This window comes from Rhodococcus sp. YH1 (assembly GCF_009939605.1).
Classification (GTDB): Bacteria; Actinomycetota; Actinomycetes; order Mycobacteriales; family Mycobacteriaceae; genus Rhodococcus; species Rhodococcus aetherivorans.
In genome coordinates this window covers 1-16,216 of sequence record NZ_WVTE01000218.1, presented here as the reverse complement: position 1 = coordinate 16,216, position 16,216 = coordinate 1, and the positions used below count along the sequence as shown (strand labels likewise).

Genomic DNA, 16,216 nt, shown 5'->3' with positions numbered 1-16,216 from the left:
GGATGACCCGATCCGGCGGCGGATCCACGCGGTGAGGAGCGATCATGCAGCGAACCGAGACTTCGTTCACCAGTGCCGACGGCACCCGCATCGTCTACGACGTGTGGTCGCCCGGCGGGGACCCGACCGGCGTGCTCGTGCTGTGTCACGGGTTCGGCGAACACGCACGTAGATACGACCACGTGATCGAGCGCCTCGGTGATCTCGGCCTCACGGTGTACGCGCTCGACCACCGCGGACACGGCCGCTCCGGCGGCAGGCGCGTATATCTGCGGGAGATGGCCGAGTACACCGGTGACGTGAACCGGCTGTTCGGCATCGCCTCCTTCGACAATCCCGGCCTGCCGCGGTTCCTGCTCGGCCACTCCATGGGCGGGGCCGTCGCCCTGGCCTACGCGCTCGAACACCCCGACGAGCTCACCGCCCTCGTCCTCTCCGGCCCCGCGGTCGACGTCACCTCCGGCACGCCGCGCGTCGTCGTCGAACTCGGCAAGCTCATCGGGCGCGTGCTGCCGCAGCTACCGGTGCAGAAGCTCGACTCCGCGGGCGTCTCCCGCGACCCCGACGTCGTCGCCGCGTACGAAGCCGATCCGCTGGTGCACCACGGGCTCGTGCCCGCCGGCATCGCGCGGGCCCTCGTCGTCACCGGGGAGAGCCTCCCCGACCGGCTGCCTGCGCTGAACCTGCCGATCCTGCTGCAGCACGGCGCCGAGGACCGGTTGACCGCCCCGGCCGGCAGCCGGCTCGTCGCCGAGCGGGTCGGGTCGCCGGACGTGACCCTGAAGTTGTACGACGGCCTCTACCACGAGGTGTTCAACGAACCGGAGAAGAAGCAGGTCCTCGACGACCTCGTGGAATGGCTCCGGCCGAGGCTCGTCTGACGTGGCCGCCGAACCGTCCGCGCGCATGCCGGCCGCGTTCCTCGGGCACGGCAGCCCCCGCAACGCGCTCGACGCGAACCGCTACACCCGGGCGTGGCGGGAGTTCGGGCGCGCGGTCCCCACGCCGCGTGCGATCCTCGCGATCTCGGCGCACTGGTTCATCAACGCCACCGCCGTCACCGCCATGCCCAGCCCGCGCACGATCCACGACTTCTTCGGCTTCGAGCAGCAACTGTTCGACGTGCAGTACCCGGCGCCGGGGCTGCCCGAACTGGCCGAGGAGATCGCCGACGTCGTGCATCCGACCTGGGTCGGCGCGGACGTCGACTCGTGGGGCATCGACCACGGCACCTGGTCGGTGCTCACCCACGCCTTCCCGGCCGCGGACGTGCCGGTCGTGCAGCTGAGCCTGAACGCCTACCAGGATTTCGACTACCACCTCGAACTCGGCGCGAAGCTCGCGCCGCTACGCGAACGGGGCGTTCTCGTCGTGGCCAGCGGCAACATCGTGCACAACCTCGCCGGCATGGATCGGCGCCTCCCGGACGAGGGATTCGACTGGGCGCACCGGTTCGACGCGGCGGCGCGGGTCATGATCATGGACCGCCCCGACGGTGTCGCGAGTCTCGACGGGCACGCCGACTTCGAGCACGCGGTCCCCACCACGGATCACTTCCTCCCGCTGCTGTACCTCGCGGGCCTGGCTGGTGTGGGCGACGATCTCGTCGAACCCCTGGTCGACGGCTTCGCGTACGGATCGCTGTCGATGAGCGCCTACACCCTCGGGGTCACGTGCACGGCCGGCGAGGACGGCCCCCCGTCCGCCGGGTTCCCCGACACCCCGAACCCGTCCGACACCAATACCTGACCGCTCGGGCACGCGGCCGAATGTCACACCGCGTCACTCAGATCGAATGGATGTGACATCGGGCCGCCACGACGGGGTCATGCCGTGTGGCGACGCTCCTGCGCGACGACGGTGCGCCGCACGAAGTCGATGCTGTAGTGCAGCAGCGTGCGGGCCTCGGGCAGCACCTGCCCTATCACCGGGAAGGCGTGCACCTGACCGGCCCACAGGTGGGTCTCGACCGTCGCGCCCACCTCGTCGAAGGCGCCGGTCATGATCTCGACGTCGGGTCGGGTGATCTCGTACTCGGCGACGGAGAAGAACACGGGCGGGAACAGCGCCGGATCGGCACGGACGGGCGACTCCTCGCCCTCGATGTAGTCGGGACCGGCGAGCCAGCGGTCGCGCAGCTTCTCGACCTGCCGCATCGGCAGGTACGCGTCCCGCTTCATGAAGTCGGGGTCGTGCTCCTCGAGTTCGAGGTTGAGCAGCGGCGAGTAGCCGATCACCGCGGCCGGCCGGATCATGCCGCGCAGCGCGGCGATCTCGGCGACCTTCATCGCCAGGTAGCCGCCGGCCGAGTCACCGGCGACGACGATGCGGGTGGGGTCCTCGACCGTCTCGAGCAGCGCGGTGTACGCGGCCATCGCGTCGATGACGGAGGTACCGATCGAGCCCACGGGAAGCTGCCGGTAGGCGACGGAGTACACCGGAACCCCCGACTCGGCGGCGAGCAGTGAGCAGTGAGCAGACGGTACGGTGGGTGGCGAGGCCGCAGAACACGAAGGCGCCGCCGTGGAAGTACAGGATGGTGACCCCGGCGAGCGAGCCCCGGGCGGGTCGCGGCGGTTCGATGCGCTCGCTGGGCACCCCGCCGAGGGTCAGGGGGTCGATGTCGACGCCACGCGGTCGGGGCAGCAGCTTGTCGACGCGACGGTCGAGCCGGCTGAGGGTCTCGATGCCCCGGTCGGTGGCAGGCCACCAGGTGAAGAGCGGCTTCACGAAGATCCGCACGAACCAGAAGACGAGGATCGCCCGCAGGCTCACCGTCCAGTGCCAGATCGTCGATCCGTGGGTGCGCATGTACGCCACGATAGGACGAGGCCGGTACCCGGTCGAGGTACTCTCCGTCACACGTATCTTCCGGACCCTCAGCCCTCAGACCTGCAGCAACGGCACCAGCAGCTCCTCCTCGGTCAGCGCACCGTGCTGGCCGGGCAGCTGCGACATGACCAATTCGCCGTCGGAGCGGATCACCGTGGACTCGCCGAGGCCGATCGCGACGACGTCACCGATGCGTCGGCACGCGGCGGGCGACGGGTCCGGGCCGAACAGGCCGCCGGCGATCACGTCGTCGCGGGTGCCGATCCACATGTCGTCGCCGAGTTCGTTGCGCCACCGCTCCAGCACTGCGTCGGGCCGCCGGGTGTGCACGTGCCGGCAACGGGGTTCGCCCGCGATCGCGTCGACGTCCTCCGAGAGGCCGGAGATGTGGTCGAAGTCGGCGCGACGGCCCCGGGAGGCGTCGACCATGCCGTGGTCGGCGGTGATCAGCAGCCGCGCCCCGGCGGGCAGGGCCGCGACGAGCTGCTCGACGAACCGGTCGACGACGGTGAGCTGCGCGGTCCAGGACGGGGACTCGGGTCCGTAGAGGTGGCCGATCGTGTCGACCTCGCCGAGGTAGCAGTAGACGAGGGTGCGGTCGCCGGCGGCGACGGCAGCGACGACGTGGGCGAGCAGGTCGCCGTAGGCGGAGACACCGACGAAGTTGCCGCCGCGCAGCACGGCCCGGGTGAGCCCGCTGCCGTCGAAGCTGCGGGGCACGACGGTGGTCACGGTGAGCCCGGCGGCGTCGGCGCGTTCGAACGCCGTCGGGTGGGGCTGCACCCATTCGGGGACGAGCCGCTCACGCTGGTCGACCGCGGTCCCGGCGAGGGTCCAGCGCAGCCAGTTGAACGGGGCGTCGATCTCCTCGACGTAGGACTGGTAACCGGTGATGGCGTGGGCGCCGGAGGCCAGGCCGGTGCCCAGCGACGCGATGCTCACCGCGGTGGTGGTGGGGAATCCGGCGCGGATCGGCCGGCCGTCGAGTCCGGTGAGAAACGGGGCGGCTGCGGCATTGCGCCGCAGCAGGTTCCACCCCATGCCGTCGACGAGCAACACGACGGTGCGGGACTGCTCGTCGAGCGCGAGACGGTTGGCCTCGCCGGGCACCCCCGCGGACGCGAGCACGGACGGCATCAGGTCCGCGAGGGTCGGTTCGGCGTAGACGTCGTGCAGCGGCAGGTCCATTACCCGAGTATGGCCTGCCGGCGGCCACTAGTCCTTGATGTCGGATCCGTGCTTGGTCAGCGGCATGATCTCGATGTTCATGTACGGGAACAGCGGCAGGTTCCACAGGATCTCGTGGAGTTCGTCGGCGGAGTCGACGTCGAAGATGCTGATGTTGCTGTACTTGCCGACGATGCGCCAGATCTCCCGCCACTTGCCCTCGCGCTGCAGTTCCTGGCTGTAGGCCTTCTCCCGCGCGACGGTCTCGGCCCGCACCTCGGGATCGAGGTCGCGGGGGATGTCGACGTCCATGCGAACGTGGAACAGTGCCATGGTGCGTACTCCTTTCGGGCCGTGCGCGGTTTCGGTAGCTGCTTCTACCGAAACCGCGCACGGGTGTGGTCAGTCGCGGGCGAGGTGCTTGACGACGTCCATGTCGAGTTCGACGCCGAGGCCGGGCCCCTGCGGGAGGTGCACCTGCCCGTCGGAGTAGTCGAGCGGGGTTTGCAGCAGCTCGACGGCGAACAGCTGCGGCCCGAACAGCTCGGTGCCGTAGTTGATCCCGGGCTCGGCGCAGGCGAAGTGAATGGACGCCGCAGTGCCGATGGGCCCCTCGATCGAGGTGGCGCCGTGGCAGCGGATTCCGGCCGCCTTGGCGACGGCCACGACCTCCTTGCTGCGTTGCAACCCACCGCACTTGGTGGTCTTGAGGGCGATGACGTCGGCGGCGCCGAGCTTGGCGATCTCGAGCGCGTCGTGCGGCGTCTGCACGGACTCGTCGGCCATGACCGGGGCGGACACCAGATGGTTGATCTCGGCGAGGACCTCGCGCTGCTCGCCGGGAGTCGGCTGTTCGATGAGTTCGACGCCGCCGTCGACGAGTTGCGGGACGTACCGCAGCGCGGTGAACCGGTCCCAGCGGGCGTTGACGTCGATGCTGACGCCGGCCTTGCCCTCGAGGGCCTGCGCGATCGTGACGACACGTTCGGTGTCGACCTTCGGGTCGAGCGCGCCCATCTTGAGCTTGAACGCGAAGTTCAGGCGGGCCGCCATCTTCTCCTCGACCTCCTCGAGGATCTCCTCGACCGGCGCGGCGCCGAGCGCCCAGCGCACGTCGACCCCGGTGCGGAAGGCGCCGCCGAGCAGGGCGTGCACGCCGACGCCGAGGGCGCGGGCCCAGGCGTCGTGCAGGGCGACGTCGACGGCGGCCTTGGCGAACCGGGCGCCGGAGACGACGCGTTCGATGTCGACCATGATGCCGCTGATCTCGTCGACGCCGCGGCCGGCGATGTAGGGGGCGATGTAGCCGTCGACGATCGCCTTCATCGTCTCGACGGATTCACCACCCCACCACGGACCGCCGGGCACGACGCCCTCGCCGTAACCGGTGACGCCGCCCGCGGTGGTGATCGCCACGAGCAGGATGGGCTGCTTCTCGGCGGTGGTGGTGGCGAACTTGTGCGGACGTACCAGCGGCACGTCGATGATCGTCGTGTCGATCGAGACGATCTTCAGGTCGGGGTCGGACATCGAACAGCTCACAATCGGATATCGGCGGTGATGCGGGCAACAGTGGACCCTCGGGGACGACGAATGCCGGTGTCCTCTTGGTGGACACCGGCATTCGTCAACTCACGTGGACCCGGTCCATGGAGACGATCAGGCCTCGGGGTCGAGCACGAAGTTGTAGGTCACCTCGTCGACACCCTCGGCGTTCGGCTGCGGGTCGAGGATGAGCTCGGGCTTGGTCGCGGTCGCGACGTCGTCCTCGACCCACTCGCCACCCTGGAAGTACAGCTGGGTGGTGATCGAGCGCTTGCCGGGGGCCTTCACCATCAGGTGCAGGTGGGCGGGGCGCCACGGGTGTCCACCGTAGGACTCGATGAACCAGCCGGTCGGTCCGTCGGCGGGGATCTTGTAGGGGGCGGGCTTGAGGGTGGTGATCTCGAAGTTGCCCTCGTCGTCGCACTCGACGGTGCCGCGCAGGTTCCACTCGGGGATGCCGGGGGCGAACTGCGAGTAGAGGCCCTCCGCGTCGGCGTGCCACAACTCGATGGTGGCGCCCTGCAGTCCGTTGCCCTCGAGGTCGGTGACCCGGCCCTTGAAGATCAGGGACTCGGCCGCCTTGTCCTGCTCACGCATCGGCATGGTGCACTTGGCCGGCAGCTTCGGGGAGTCGGCCACGTAGTACGGGCCCTCGATGCTGCCCTTGGTGCCGGTGAAGTGCTTGCGGTTGTAGTGCACCTCTTCGATCTCGTGCTCGACGAAGACGTCCAGCCACAGCGGCCACTCGCCGTACTCGCCCACGTCGATCATCCACTGCTTGAGCACGCGGTACTCGTCGTAGGTGACCTCGTGCTTGTGGATGATCTCGGCGAACGCCCCGAGCACATCCTTGTAGATGGCGGCGGCACGCTCGACCGACGTGTCCGACGAGACGCGCTCGTTCTTGAACTTGTCGGTGGCCGCATTGCCGGACGCGTGGGCGGTGGGATTCTCGGTGGTGGTCATGTGTCCTCCTCGGCGAGGCTCGAACGATGGTCACGAAAGCTGTCGTGGTGATCGCGGGGCTGGCGCTCTCGCCACTCGAGTTGTACGCTGTGCGTACTTCTGTATCGCAGTGCGTACACACACTGTGCGTCCAGTCACAGGTGATTGTCAACACCCGGGTGGCCCCGGGCGCCGAAACCGCAGGTAGGAGCCAGCAATGCCTAGCCAGGACCGGGATTTCGTCCAAAGCATCGAGCGCGGCTTTGCCGTGCTGCTCGCGTTCGACGAACAGCACCCCAACCCGTCCCTCGCCGAACTGGCAGCGAAGACCGACCTGTCCCGGCCCGCGGTCCGCCGCATCCTGCTGACCCTGCAGAAACTCGGCTACGTGAGCAACACGGGCAGCCGATGGTCGCTGACCCCGCGCGTGCTCAGCATCGGTCAGCACTACTCCGCCTCGCACGCCCTGGTCGAGGCCGCCATGCCGCGGCTGGTCGAGATCTCCGAGTACACCGGCGAATCCGCCTCCCTCGGCGTTCTCGACGGCGCCGAGGTGGTGTACGCCGCCCGGGTCCCGGTGCGGCGCATCATGAGCATCAACGTCTCGGTGGGCACCCGGGTCCCCGCATACGCGACGTCGATGGGCCGGGCGCTGCTGGCGTGGGCCCCCACCGACACCGTCGAGCAGGTCGTCGCCGACACGAGTTTCGAGAAGCTCGCCACCGCGACCGTCGGCAACGCGGACGAACTGCGGGCCGAGCTGGCCCGGGTGCGCGCCCAGGGCTACGCGCTCACCTCCGCCGAGCTCGAGGAGGGCCTCATCTCGGCGGCGGCGCCGGTGCGCGACGCCGCCGGCACCGTGGTCGGTGTGCTCGCCTGCTCGACGTCGGCGGCCCGGCACACGCCCGAGGAATTCCGCGCGCTCGCCGTGGACTGCCTGGTGAAGTCCGCGAACGACCTCAGCGCCGACCTCGGGTACCGCGGGTAGGTCTCGTCAGCCGCGCAGGGTCGCGGACGGGGTCACGCCGTACTTGCGGCGGTAGGCGGCGGCGAAGCGGCCGGTGTGCGTCATCCCCCAGCGCATGGCCACCTCCGTGACCGACGTCGCCGCCGGGTCGCCGGCCGCGAGCTCCTCGTGGATCCGCTCGAGGCGCAGGTCGAGCAGGTAGTCGCGGGGACAGACCCCCAGATACTCGCGGAATCCCTCCTGGAGGCGGCGCACGCTCACGCCCGCCAGCTCGGCCATGTCCGCCGACGTCCACGGCTGGGCCGGATCCTCGTGGATGCGGTCGAGGACCCGCTTGACGATCCGCGGTCGCGCCGCGGTGCCGGTTCCGCCGTCGGGCATCACCGCGAGCACGAACGCCGAGGTCAGGGCGCCGGAGAGCTGCTCGGCGACCAATGGGTTGCGCCACAGCTCCTCGTCCGCGCGCAGCTGGTCGACCACCGAACGCAGCAGGGTCATCCAGCTCTGACCGGCCTCCCCGGTCAGGTCCACCTGCTCCGGCAACTGCAGGTCGGGACGTCCCAGGATCCGCGCCAGCTCACGGTCCAGGTAGTCGCGGTCGAGCTTGACGCCGACGATCTCGCAGTCGTCGGTCCAGCGGGTGATGGTGGCGGCGGTGTCCGGCCGGAACACCGATGCCTGTCCCTGCACCGAGACCACCTCGCGGCCCGCCGTCACCGATTCGATGCGCCCGGACAGGGGGATGTTGACCGCGTAGGCACCCGGATGGTCCGACTGCACCGTGACCTCGGCGCCCCATCCGATTCGCGCCAGCCGCAGCGGACCGAGCTGCAGCGCGCGGACATCGACGTGCGGTTCCGTACCGGCGGCCAGCGGAGCCAGGGTGTGCGGGAAGTATGCGTCGGACACCACATGCTCGGCTTCGTCCCAATCGGCCGGATCAGGCGTCGACCTCACCCTGTACCTCCGTTTCCGTCCCCGGGACCTTCGGCGCCGTTCGCCATTCGGGACCTTCGTCCCGGTATACCCGGGACCCACTGTCCAGTGTGATGGGCAACACGTCTCCGGGCAAACGAGGCCCATCGGTCACGCCGACCGCGCTAACCGGATAGCGACCGCGTTCAGCGGATCGCAGCCGGCACCCACCCGCTCCTATGGTCTACATCACACCAGCACGGATCGACCCGGGAGGAGCGCCGAAATGGAACAGCGTCGGCTCCGGAACATCTTCGGACAGTTCGCAAGTGGCGTCACCGTGATCACCTGCGCCAACCGCGAGGGCACACCCCACGGCGCGACGGTCACCGCGTTCACCGCCGTCTCCCTCGAGCCCCGGCTGTGCCAGGTCACCCTGACCCGCACGTCGAAGGCGTGCGGCTTCCTCTCCGGCGCACCGTTCGCGGTGAACATCCTCGCCGCGGACCAGGTCGACACCGCCCTGCACTTCGCCGGCCGGCCGCAGACCCCCGGCCCGGTGTTCGAGGACGGACCCACGGCGCCGGTGCTCGCCGGGGCCGCGGCGACCCTGTCCTGCGTCCCGTGGCGCGAGTACGACGGCGGCGACCACGTGATCTACATCGGCGAGATCGTCGACGCCCAGTGTCGCGACACCGCCCCGCTGCTGTTCTACCGGAGCACCTTCCACGAACTCGGCGCACCGAGCGCCTCCGCCGCATGGAACGGCTCGATGGACGATCCGCACAGCGGCTGGTTCGACGCCCGGACCCGGTTCACCCCGCTCCACCTCGATGCCGCGGTGAACTGACCACCGCCCGGAACCACTTACCAGTTCCCTTCACCCGCAAGGAGATATCCATGACCACTCTCGAGTCCCGTCCCGGCGAGAACACGATCGACCGCTCCACGGTGAACGTCGCCGCCGATTCCCCGGCGAACCGGCAGCAGAACTTCGCCACGCGGCCGATGACCGGGGACGAGTACATCGAATCGATCAAGGACGGCCGCGAGATCTGGCTGCACGGCGAGCGCGTCGAGGACTTCACCAACCATCCGGCGTTCCGCAACTCCATCCGCATGACGGCGCGCCTCTACGACGCGCTGCACACCGGCGAGCACGTCGGCACCCTCACCTGTCCCACCGACACCGGCAACGGCGGGGTGACCATGCCGTTCTTCCGCACCCCCACCTCCGCCGACGACCTGCTCGCCGAGCGCGACGCCATCGCCACCTGGGCGCGGATGACCTACGGCTGGATGGGCCGGTCCCCCGACTACAAGGCCTCCTTCCTCGGCACCCTCAACGCCAACAGCGAGCTCTACGCCCCGTTCCAGGACAACGCCAAGCGCTGGTACCGCGAGTCGCAGGAGAAGGTCCTGTACTGGAACCACGCGATCATCAACCCCCCGGTGGACCGGCAACTGCCGCCGGACCAGGTCGGCGACGTGTTCATGAAGGTGGAGAAGGAGACCGACGCGGGCCTGATCGTCTCCGGCGCCAAGGTCGTCGCCACCGGCTCGGCGATCACCAACTACAACTTCATCGCCCACTACGGCCTGCCGATCAAGAAGAAGGAATTCGCCCTGATCTGCACGGTGCCGATGGACGCGCCCGGCATCAAGCTGATCTCGCGGGCCTCCTACTCGCAGAACGCCAACGTCGTCGGATCCCCGTTCGACTACCCGCTGTCCTCGCGCATGGACGAGAACGACGCGATCTTCATCTTCGACAAGGTGCTCGTGCCGTGGGAGAACGTGTTCATGTACGGGGACGTGGAGAAGATCAACGCGTTCTTCCCGCAGTCCGGATTCCTGCCGCGGTTCACCTTCCAGGGCTGCACCCGTCTCGCCGTCAAGCTCGACTTCATCGCGGGCCTGCTGCTCAAGGCCCTCGACGCCACCGGCGCCGGCGGTTTCCGCGGGGTGCAGACCCGCGTCGGGGAGGTCATCGGCTGGCGCAACCTGTTCTGGTCGCTCACCGAGTCGATGGCCCGCGACCCCGAGCCGTGGATCGGCGACACCGTCATCCCGAAGCTCGAGTACGGCCTGACCTACCGGATGTTCATGATCTCCGGCTACCCGCGGATCAAGGAGATCATCGAGCAGGACGTCGCGTCCGGCCTGATCTACCTGCCCTCGTCGGCGGCGGACTTCAAGAATCCTGAGGTGCGCCCCTACCTGGACAAGTACGTCCGCGGCTCCGACGGCATCACCGCCGTGGACCGGGTCAAGGTCATGAAGGCCCTGTGGGACTCGATCGGCTCCGAGTTCGGTGGCCGCCACGAACTGTACGAGCGGAACTACGCCGGCAACCACGAGAACGTCAAGGCCGAGCTGCTGTTCGCCGCAGAAGGCCGTGGGGACGTGTCCGCCATGAAGGGCCTGGCCGAGCAGTTCATGAGCGAGTACGACCTCGACGGCTGGACCGTGCCCGACCTCGTCGGCAACGACGACGTGTCCCATTTCCGCCGTGCCTGACCACTTCCCGGGAGACACCATGACCATCACCGAAAACCCCACCGCTGCCGCATCCGGCACCGCCGCCACCGACAAGTTCAAGGGCGAACGCTGCACCGCCGACACCTCACCGGAGCGTCTGTCCGCCATCGCGACCGAAGCCCTCGCGGGATTCGGTGCGCTGATCCGGAAACATGCCGTCACCTACGACGAGTACCGCGTGCTCAAGCAGTGGCTCATCGACGTGGGCGAGGGCGGCGAGTGGCCGCTGCTGCTGGACGTGTTCGTCGAGCACGAGATCGAGGACGTCAACTCCCGGAGGTTCCGCGGCACCAAGGGCAGCATCGAGGGGCCGTACTACGTTCCGGGCGCACCGGAACTACCGGCGCAGTGCACACTCCCGATGCGCGACGAGGATCGCGTCCACCCCCCGCTGGTCCTGCGCGGACAGGTCACCGACCTCGACGGCCGGGGCCTCGGCGGGGCCCGGATCGAGATCTGGCACGCCGACGACGAAGGCTACTACTCCCAGTTCGCCCCGCACCTTCCGCAATGGAATCTGCGCGGCACCGTCGTCGCCGACGCCGAGGGCCGCTACGACATCACCACCATCGAGCCGGCTCCGTATCAGATCCCCACCGACGGGCCCACCGGACAGTTCATCGAGGCAGCCGGATGGCACCCGTGGCGCCCGGCGCACCTGCACCTGCGGGTGACCGCACCCGGCAGGCAGCCGATCATCACCCAGCTGTACTTCGCCGGTGGTGAGTGGCTCGACGACGACGTCGCGACCGCGACGAAACCGGAACTCGTCCTCGAACCACAGGTCGACGACGCCGGCCGCAAGGTGGCCACGTACGACTTCGCGCTCGACCCGCTCGCGGACTGACGCGGCTGCGCCGCCGGTGCGTCTTTTGGGTTGCTCCCACCGCCCAGAGGACGCACCGGCGCAGCGTTAGGGTGTGAGCCATGAGCGCCGCCGCCGAGTCCGTGTCGAGTATCTACATCGCTGCGCCGGAGGGCGACACCGGCAAGTCCACCGTCGCGCTCGGCCTGCTCCAGGCGCTGTGTGCCTCCGCCGCCCGGGTCGGCGTCTTCCGCCCCATCGCCCGCTCCGACGGCGACACCGACTACATCCTCGAACTGCTCCTCGAGCGCATCACCGTCGACCTCGACTACGACGAGTGCGTCGGCGCCACCTACGACGACGTGCATGCCGATCCCGAGGCCGCCCTCAGCGAGATCGTCGTCAAGTACCACGCCGTCGCGGACCGGTGCGACGCCGTCGTCATCGTCGGCAGCGACTACACCGAGATCGCCAACCCCAGCGAGCTCGGCTACAACGCGCGCATCGCCGCGAATCTCGACGCGCCCGTTCTGCTCGTGTTGCGCGGCTCCCGGCGCACCCCCGACGAGGTGGCGCAACTGACCAGCGTGTGCACGGCCGAACTCGCCGCCCAGCACGCCCACCTGACCGGAATCGTCGTCAACCGCTGTCCCTCCGACCGGCTCGACGAGATCGCCGCGGCCGTCGGGGACCGGGGTGTGCCGCTGTGGACGCTGCCGGAGGTGCCGATCCTCGTCGCGCCGACCATGGGCGAACTGCTGACCGCGATCGACGGCGAACTCTACAGCGGCGATCCCGAGCTGCTGCACCGCGAGGCGCTGCGCGTCATGGTCGGCGGCATGACCGCCGAACACATCCTCGAACGCATCACCGAGGGGGTCGTGGTGATCGCCCCCGCCGACCGCTCCGACGTGCTCCTCGCCCTTGTGAATGCCAATGCCGCCGAAGGATTTCCGTCGCTGGCCGGCATCATCATGAACGGTGGGCTCCTGCCGCACCCGGCGATGGCGCAACTCGTCGCCGGACTCAGGCCCAGCCTGCCGATCCTGACGACCACCCTGGGGACGTTCGACACCGCGTCGGCCGCCGACCGGACGCGCGGCCGCATGGCGCTCGGCGCGCACCGCAAGATCGACACCGCCGTCGCGCTGATGGAACAGCACGTGGACACGGATCGGTTGCTGAGCCGCCTCGACGTGCCCCGGCCGTCCGTCACGACCCCGCAGATGTTCGAGTACCAGCTCATCGACTGGGCCCGCCGTCAGCGCCGGCACATCGTGCTGCCCGAAGGCGACGACGACCGGATCCTGCGCGCGGCGGGCCGCGTCCTGCAACGCAAGATCGCCGACCTGACGATCCTCGGCGACGAGACGCAGGTGCGGCGCCGGGCGGCCGAACTCGGGGTGGACCTGAGTGCGGCGACCGTGCTGGATCCCAGGTCGTCCGAACACGCCGAGCCGTTCGCCGAGGAGTATGCCCGGCTGCGTGCCCACAAGGGGATGACGATCGAACGCGCCCGCGAGATCATGAGCGACATTTCGTACTTCGGCACGATGATGGTGCACCTCGGCGTCGCCGACGGCATGGTCTCCGGTGCCGCGCACACCACCGCGCACACCATCCGGCCGTCCTTCGAGATCATCAAGACCGAACCCGGCGTGTCCACGGTGTCGAGCATCTTCCTCATGTGCCTGTCGGACCGGGTGCTCGCCTACGGTGACTGCGCGGTGGTGCCCGATCCCACCAGCGATCAGCTCGCCGACATCGCGATCTCCTCCGCCGCCACCGCCGCCCGCTTCGGCATCGAACCGCGCGTCGCGATGCTGTCCTACTCGACCGGCGAGTCCGGTTCGGGCGTCGACGTCGACAAGGTCCGCGCCGCCACCGCCCTGGTGCGCGAGCGCCGGCCGGACCTGCCGGTGGAGGGACCGATCCAGTACGACGCCGCGATCGAACCGTCGGTGGCCAGCGCCAAGCTTCCCGACTCGGAGGTCGCCGGCCGGGCGACCGTGTTCATCTTCCCGGACCTCAACACCGGCAACAACACCTACAAGGCCGTGCAGCGCAGCGCCGGAGCCGTGGCCGTCGGTCCGGTCCTGCAGGGCCTGCGCAAGCCCGTCAACGACCTGTCGCGTGGGGCGCTGATCCAGGACATCGTGAACACGGTGGCGATCACCGCCATCCAGGCGCAGGAGGCCGGCGAATGAGCTCCCAGACGGACGGCACCGTGCTGGTGCTCAACTCCGGCTCGTCGTCGATCAAGTTCCAGCTCGTCCACCCCGAGACCGGAGACTCGGTGGCGCACGGGCTCATCGAGCGGATCGGTGAGCCCGAGGGCAGGGTCGTGTTCCACCACACCACCGGCACCGAGGAACACGTCGGTCCCATCGAGAACCACCGCGCCGGACTGCGGATCGTCCTCGACTGGGTGGAGGCGCTGGGCCGCCCCCTGCGCGAGGCCGGCATCATCGCCGTCGGCCATCGCCTCGTACACGGCGGCGAGGTGTTCCACGAGCCGACCCTCGTCGACGACGACGTGGTGCGCACCGTGAAGGAACTGGCCGTTCTTGCGCCGCTGCACAATCCGGCGAACGTCATCGGCATGGAGGTCGCGCGGGAGGAACTGCCCGGCATTCCGCACGTCGGGGTGTTCGACACCGCGTTCTTCCACGCACTGCCCGCCGCGGCCGCCACCTACGCGATCGACCGGGACGTCGCCCGGGCGCACGGCATCCGGCGGTACGGCTTCCACGGGACGTCGCACCAGTACGTGTCCGAGCGCGCCGCCCGGTTCCTCGGACGTGAACTGTCGGAACTGAACCAGATCGTGCTGCACCTCGGCAACGGTGCGTCGGCCTCCGCGATCGCCGGCGGCCGGCCCGTCGACACGTCCATGGGGTTGACCCCGCTCGAAGGACTCGTCATGGGAACCCGGTGCGGCGACATCGATCCCGGCGTACTGCTGCACCTCAACCGCAGCGCCGGGATGGACGTCGATTCCATCGACGATCTGCTCAACCGGCGCTCCGGGCTCAAGGGCCTCTCAGGGGTCAACGACTTCCGCGCCCTGCTGCGGCTCGTCGCCGAGGGCTCCGAGGACGCGAAGCTCGCCTACGACGTCTACGTGCACCGCCTGCGCAAGTACCTCGGCGCGTATCTCGTCGAACTGGGCGGCGTCGACGTCGTCGTGTTCACCGGCGGGGTGGGAGAGAACAACGTCGACGTCCGCCGGGACGCCCTCGCCGGCCTCGAGCGTCTCGGCATCGCCGTCGACGAGACCCGCAACGCCGCCTCCGCACGCGGCGAGCGGCGCATCTCGGCGGACACGTCGCAGGTGGAGATCCTCGTGATCCCGACCAACGAGGAGCTCGCCATCGCGCGCGCGGCCGCGGCGCTGGTGTAGGCGGGAGTTTCTCGCGTCCAGCGGGAGGTTGTCGTCGGTGCCACTCGGCGGATGGCCCAGCCACAGCCCGATCGTCGCGCCAACCTCCCGGTCGAATCTCACAACCGAGCGCCAGCGGCATGCAGCGCCGCCCGGACCCGATCGAGGACGACCTGCGGACGTCCGGCGAGCAGTTGAGCACTCACCCGGACAATCCGCCATCCGGCCGCCTCGAGTACGGCGTACCGGTCGATGTCCCGGGCGCGCTGGGTGGGATCGGTCCAGTGTTGGCCGCCGTCGTACTCCACGAGGACCTGCCAGCGCTTCCAGCCCATGTCGCCGCGCGCCAGCACGCTGCCGTCCGAGCCGTAGACGAGCAGCTGGGTTTCCGGCGGCGGAAGTCCATCGCGGACCAGCAACAAACGGGTGCGGGTTTCGGGTGGCGACTCCGCGCCTGCATCGACGAGGAGCAGTGAACGGCGCAGATCGCTGATCCCGCGCGCCCCCGGATGGCAGCGGGCGACGTCGAGGATCGCCGCGGGCGTGATGTCCGTTGCGTTGCACAGTGCGTCGAGGATCTCGACTCCGCGATCGCCGGGGTGCGCTCGTCCCAGGTCGAAGGCGGTCCGTGCCGGTGATGTCACCACCATCCCGTCCACGGGGCACAGTTCGTCGTCGGGGATGCAGCCCTGCCGGACGACGATTCCGGCCGGGGCCCGGACGTGTCCGAGGCGGAGGATCTCGGCCGGGGCCGTATCGTCGATCCAACGGGTGCCGTGTACCGCGGCTGCCGAGAGGCCCGTGAGGACGCCCTTTCCGCGTGCCCACAGCCATGCCGCCATCGCTCGGTTCCGGGCAGTGGGTGCGACGCCGCGTCGGACGTACACATTGCGGTGGAGACGAACGAATCCGTGCCGAAGTTCGTATGCGGTGAGCGCGCCGGCGGCGATCGCTTCCGTGCCCAGGAAAGGTGCGTCGAAGGTGTCCATCCGGTCCACGATGTAGGACGAACCGCACTCCCGGAAGACCCGCTGCCGCGGTTGTGGAGAAGTCGCGAGTTATCCACAATCGGACCGAGCGGGGCCTTTTCGTTACCGGCGGGAGGTTGTTGTCGGTG

At 69.2% G+C, this 16,216-nt stretch carries 14 protein-coding genes and 1 pseudogene; 8 read left to right on the top strand and 7 right to left on the bottom strand.

Features of this window, described 5'->3' with window-relative positions:
* The first annotated feature begins 44 nt into the window (after positions 1 to 44).
* Together AIIKEEIJ_RS17200 and ygiD are read left to right on the top strand one after the other, a co-directional pair.
* Positions 45 to 881 (top strand): alpha/beta hydrolase, encoded by an 837-nt coding sequence (locus AIIKEEIJ_RS17200; RefSeq protein WP_043802475.1) that lies wholly within the window; start codon positions 45 to 47, stop codon positions 879 to 881.
* A gap of 25 nt (positions 882 to 906) precedes the next feature.
* A complete protein-coding gene (ygiD, locus tag AIIKEEIJ_RS17195) occupies positions 907 to 1,749 on the top strand; it encodes a 4,5-DOPA dioxygenase extradiol (protein WP_029546506.1) in 843 nt (280 codons plus the stop codon).
* A 77-nt stretch (positions 1,750 to 1,826) separates the two neighbouring features.
* On the opposite strand, the pseudogene AIIKEEIJ_RS17190 reads toward ygiD, so the two are convergent.
* The 5 genes and pseudogenes from AIIKEEIJ_RS17190 to catA (AIIKEEIJ_RS17170) all read right to left on the bottom strand — a co-directional run bounded on the left by AIIKEEIJ_RS17190 (position 1,827) and on the right by catA (AIIKEEIJ_RS17170) (position 6,510).
* Positions 1,827 to 2,811, bottom strand: a pseudogene (locus tag AIIKEEIJ_RS17190) (alpha/beta hydrolase).
* A gap of 75 nt (positions 2,812 to 2,886) precedes the next feature.
* Positions 2,887 to 4,020 carry an alkaline phosphatase family protein gene (locus tag AIIKEEIJ_RS17185; RefSeq protein ID WP_029546508.1) on the bottom strand — a complete coding sequence of 378 codons (1,134 nt, stop codon included), beginning with the start codon at positions 4,018 to 4,020 and terminating at the stop codon, positions 2,887 to 2,889.
* 27 nt (positions 4,021 to 4,047) lie between these two features.
* Complete coding sequence (gene catC / locus AIIKEEIJ_RS17180) at positions 4,048 to 4,332, bottom strand: muconolactone Delta-isomerase (protein WP_029546509.1); 285 nt, start codon at positions 4,330 to 4,332, stop codon at positions 4,048 to 4,050.
* A 69-nt stretch (positions 4,333 to 4,401) separates the two neighbouring features.
* The gene (locus AIIKEEIJ_RS17175) at positions 4,402 to 5,529 is read right to left on the bottom strand and encodes a muconate/chloromuconate family cycloisomerase (RefSeq protein WP_029546510.1); all 1,128 of its coding nucleotides are present in this window, start codon (positions 5,527 to 5,529) and stop codon (positions 4,402 to 4,404) included.
* Between the two features lie 129 nt (positions 5,530 to 5,658).
* A complete protein-coding gene (gene catA, locus AIIKEEIJ_RS17170; RefSeq protein WP_029546511.1) occupies positions 5,659 to 6,510 on the bottom strand; it encodes a catechol 1,2-dioxygenase in 852 nt (283 codons plus the stop codon).
* A gap of 196 nt (positions 6,511 to 6,706) precedes the next feature.
* Here catA (AIIKEEIJ_RS17170) and AIIKEEIJ_RS17165 point away from each other — a divergent pair, with 196 nt between their 5' ends.
* Positions 6,707 to 7,477, top strand: coding sequence for an IclR family transcriptional regulator domain-containing protein (locus AIIKEEIJ_RS17165; protein ID WP_043802481.1), 771 nt, complete (start codon positions 6,707 to 6,709; stop codon positions 7,475 to 7,477).
* Positions 7,478 to 7,483: 6 nt separating this feature from the next.
* Here the strand turns inward: AIIKEEIJ_RS17165 and AIIKEEIJ_RS17160 are convergent, their stop codons facing one another.
* Complete coding sequence (locus AIIKEEIJ_RS17160) at positions 7,484 to 8,413, bottom strand: AraC family transcriptional regulator (RefSeq protein WP_043802485.1); 930 nt, start codon at positions 8,411 to 8,413, stop codon at positions 7,484 to 7,486.
* Between the two features lie 244 nt (positions 8,414 to 8,657).
* Between AIIKEEIJ_RS17160 and AIIKEEIJ_RS17155 the strand changes: the two genes are divergently transcribed.
* From AIIKEEIJ_RS17155 to AIIKEEIJ_RS17135, 5 genes are all read left to right on the top strand, one after another.
* A complete protein-coding gene (locus AIIKEEIJ_RS17155; protein ID WP_072636488.1) occupies positions 8,658 to 9,221 on the top strand; it encodes a flavin reductase family protein in 564 nt (187 codons plus the stop codon).
* A gap of 50 nt (positions 9,222 to 9,271) precedes the next feature.
* A complete protein-coding gene (locus AIIKEEIJ_RS17150; protein WP_161996220.1) occupies positions 9,272 to 10,891 on the top strand; it encodes a 4-hydroxyphenylacetate 3-hydroxylase N-terminal domain-containing protein in 1,620 nt (539 codons plus the stop codon).
* A 19-nt stretch (positions 10,892 to 10,910) separates the two neighbouring features.
* Positions 10,911 to 11,759 carry a catechol 1,2-dioxygenase gene (gene catA, locus AIIKEEIJ_RS17145; protein ID WP_006938191.1) on the top strand — a complete coding sequence of 283 codons (849 nt, stop codon included), beginning with the start codon at positions 10,911 to 10,913 and terminating at the stop codon, positions 11,757 to 11,759.
* An 80-nt stretch (positions 11,760 to 11,839) separates the two neighbouring features.
* Positions 11,840 to 13,924: a phosphate acetyltransferase gene (gene pta, locus AIIKEEIJ_RS17140; protein WP_006938193.1), complete on the top strand. Its 2,085-nt coding sequence runs from the start codon at positions 11,840 to 11,842 to the stop codon at positions 13,922 to 13,924.
* Positions 13,921 to 15,120 (top strand): acetate kinase, encoded by a 1,200-nt coding sequence (locus AIIKEEIJ_RS17135; RefSeq protein WP_006938194.1) that lies wholly within the window; start codon positions 13,921 to 13,923, stop codon positions 15,118 to 15,120. Before pta ends, AIIKEEIJ_RS17135 begins: the two co-directional genes overlap by 4 nt.
* Positions 15,121 to 15,218: 98 nt before the next feature.
* On the opposite strand, the gene AIIKEEIJ_RS17130 is transcribed toward AIIKEEIJ_RS17135, so the two are convergent.
* Complete coding sequence (locus AIIKEEIJ_RS17130) at positions 15,219 to 16,088, bottom strand: DUF559 domain-containing protein (protein WP_161996219.1); 870 nt, start codon at positions 16,086 to 16,088, stop codon at positions 15,219 to 15,221.
* Positions 16,089 to 16,216: the final 128 nt, after the last annotated feature.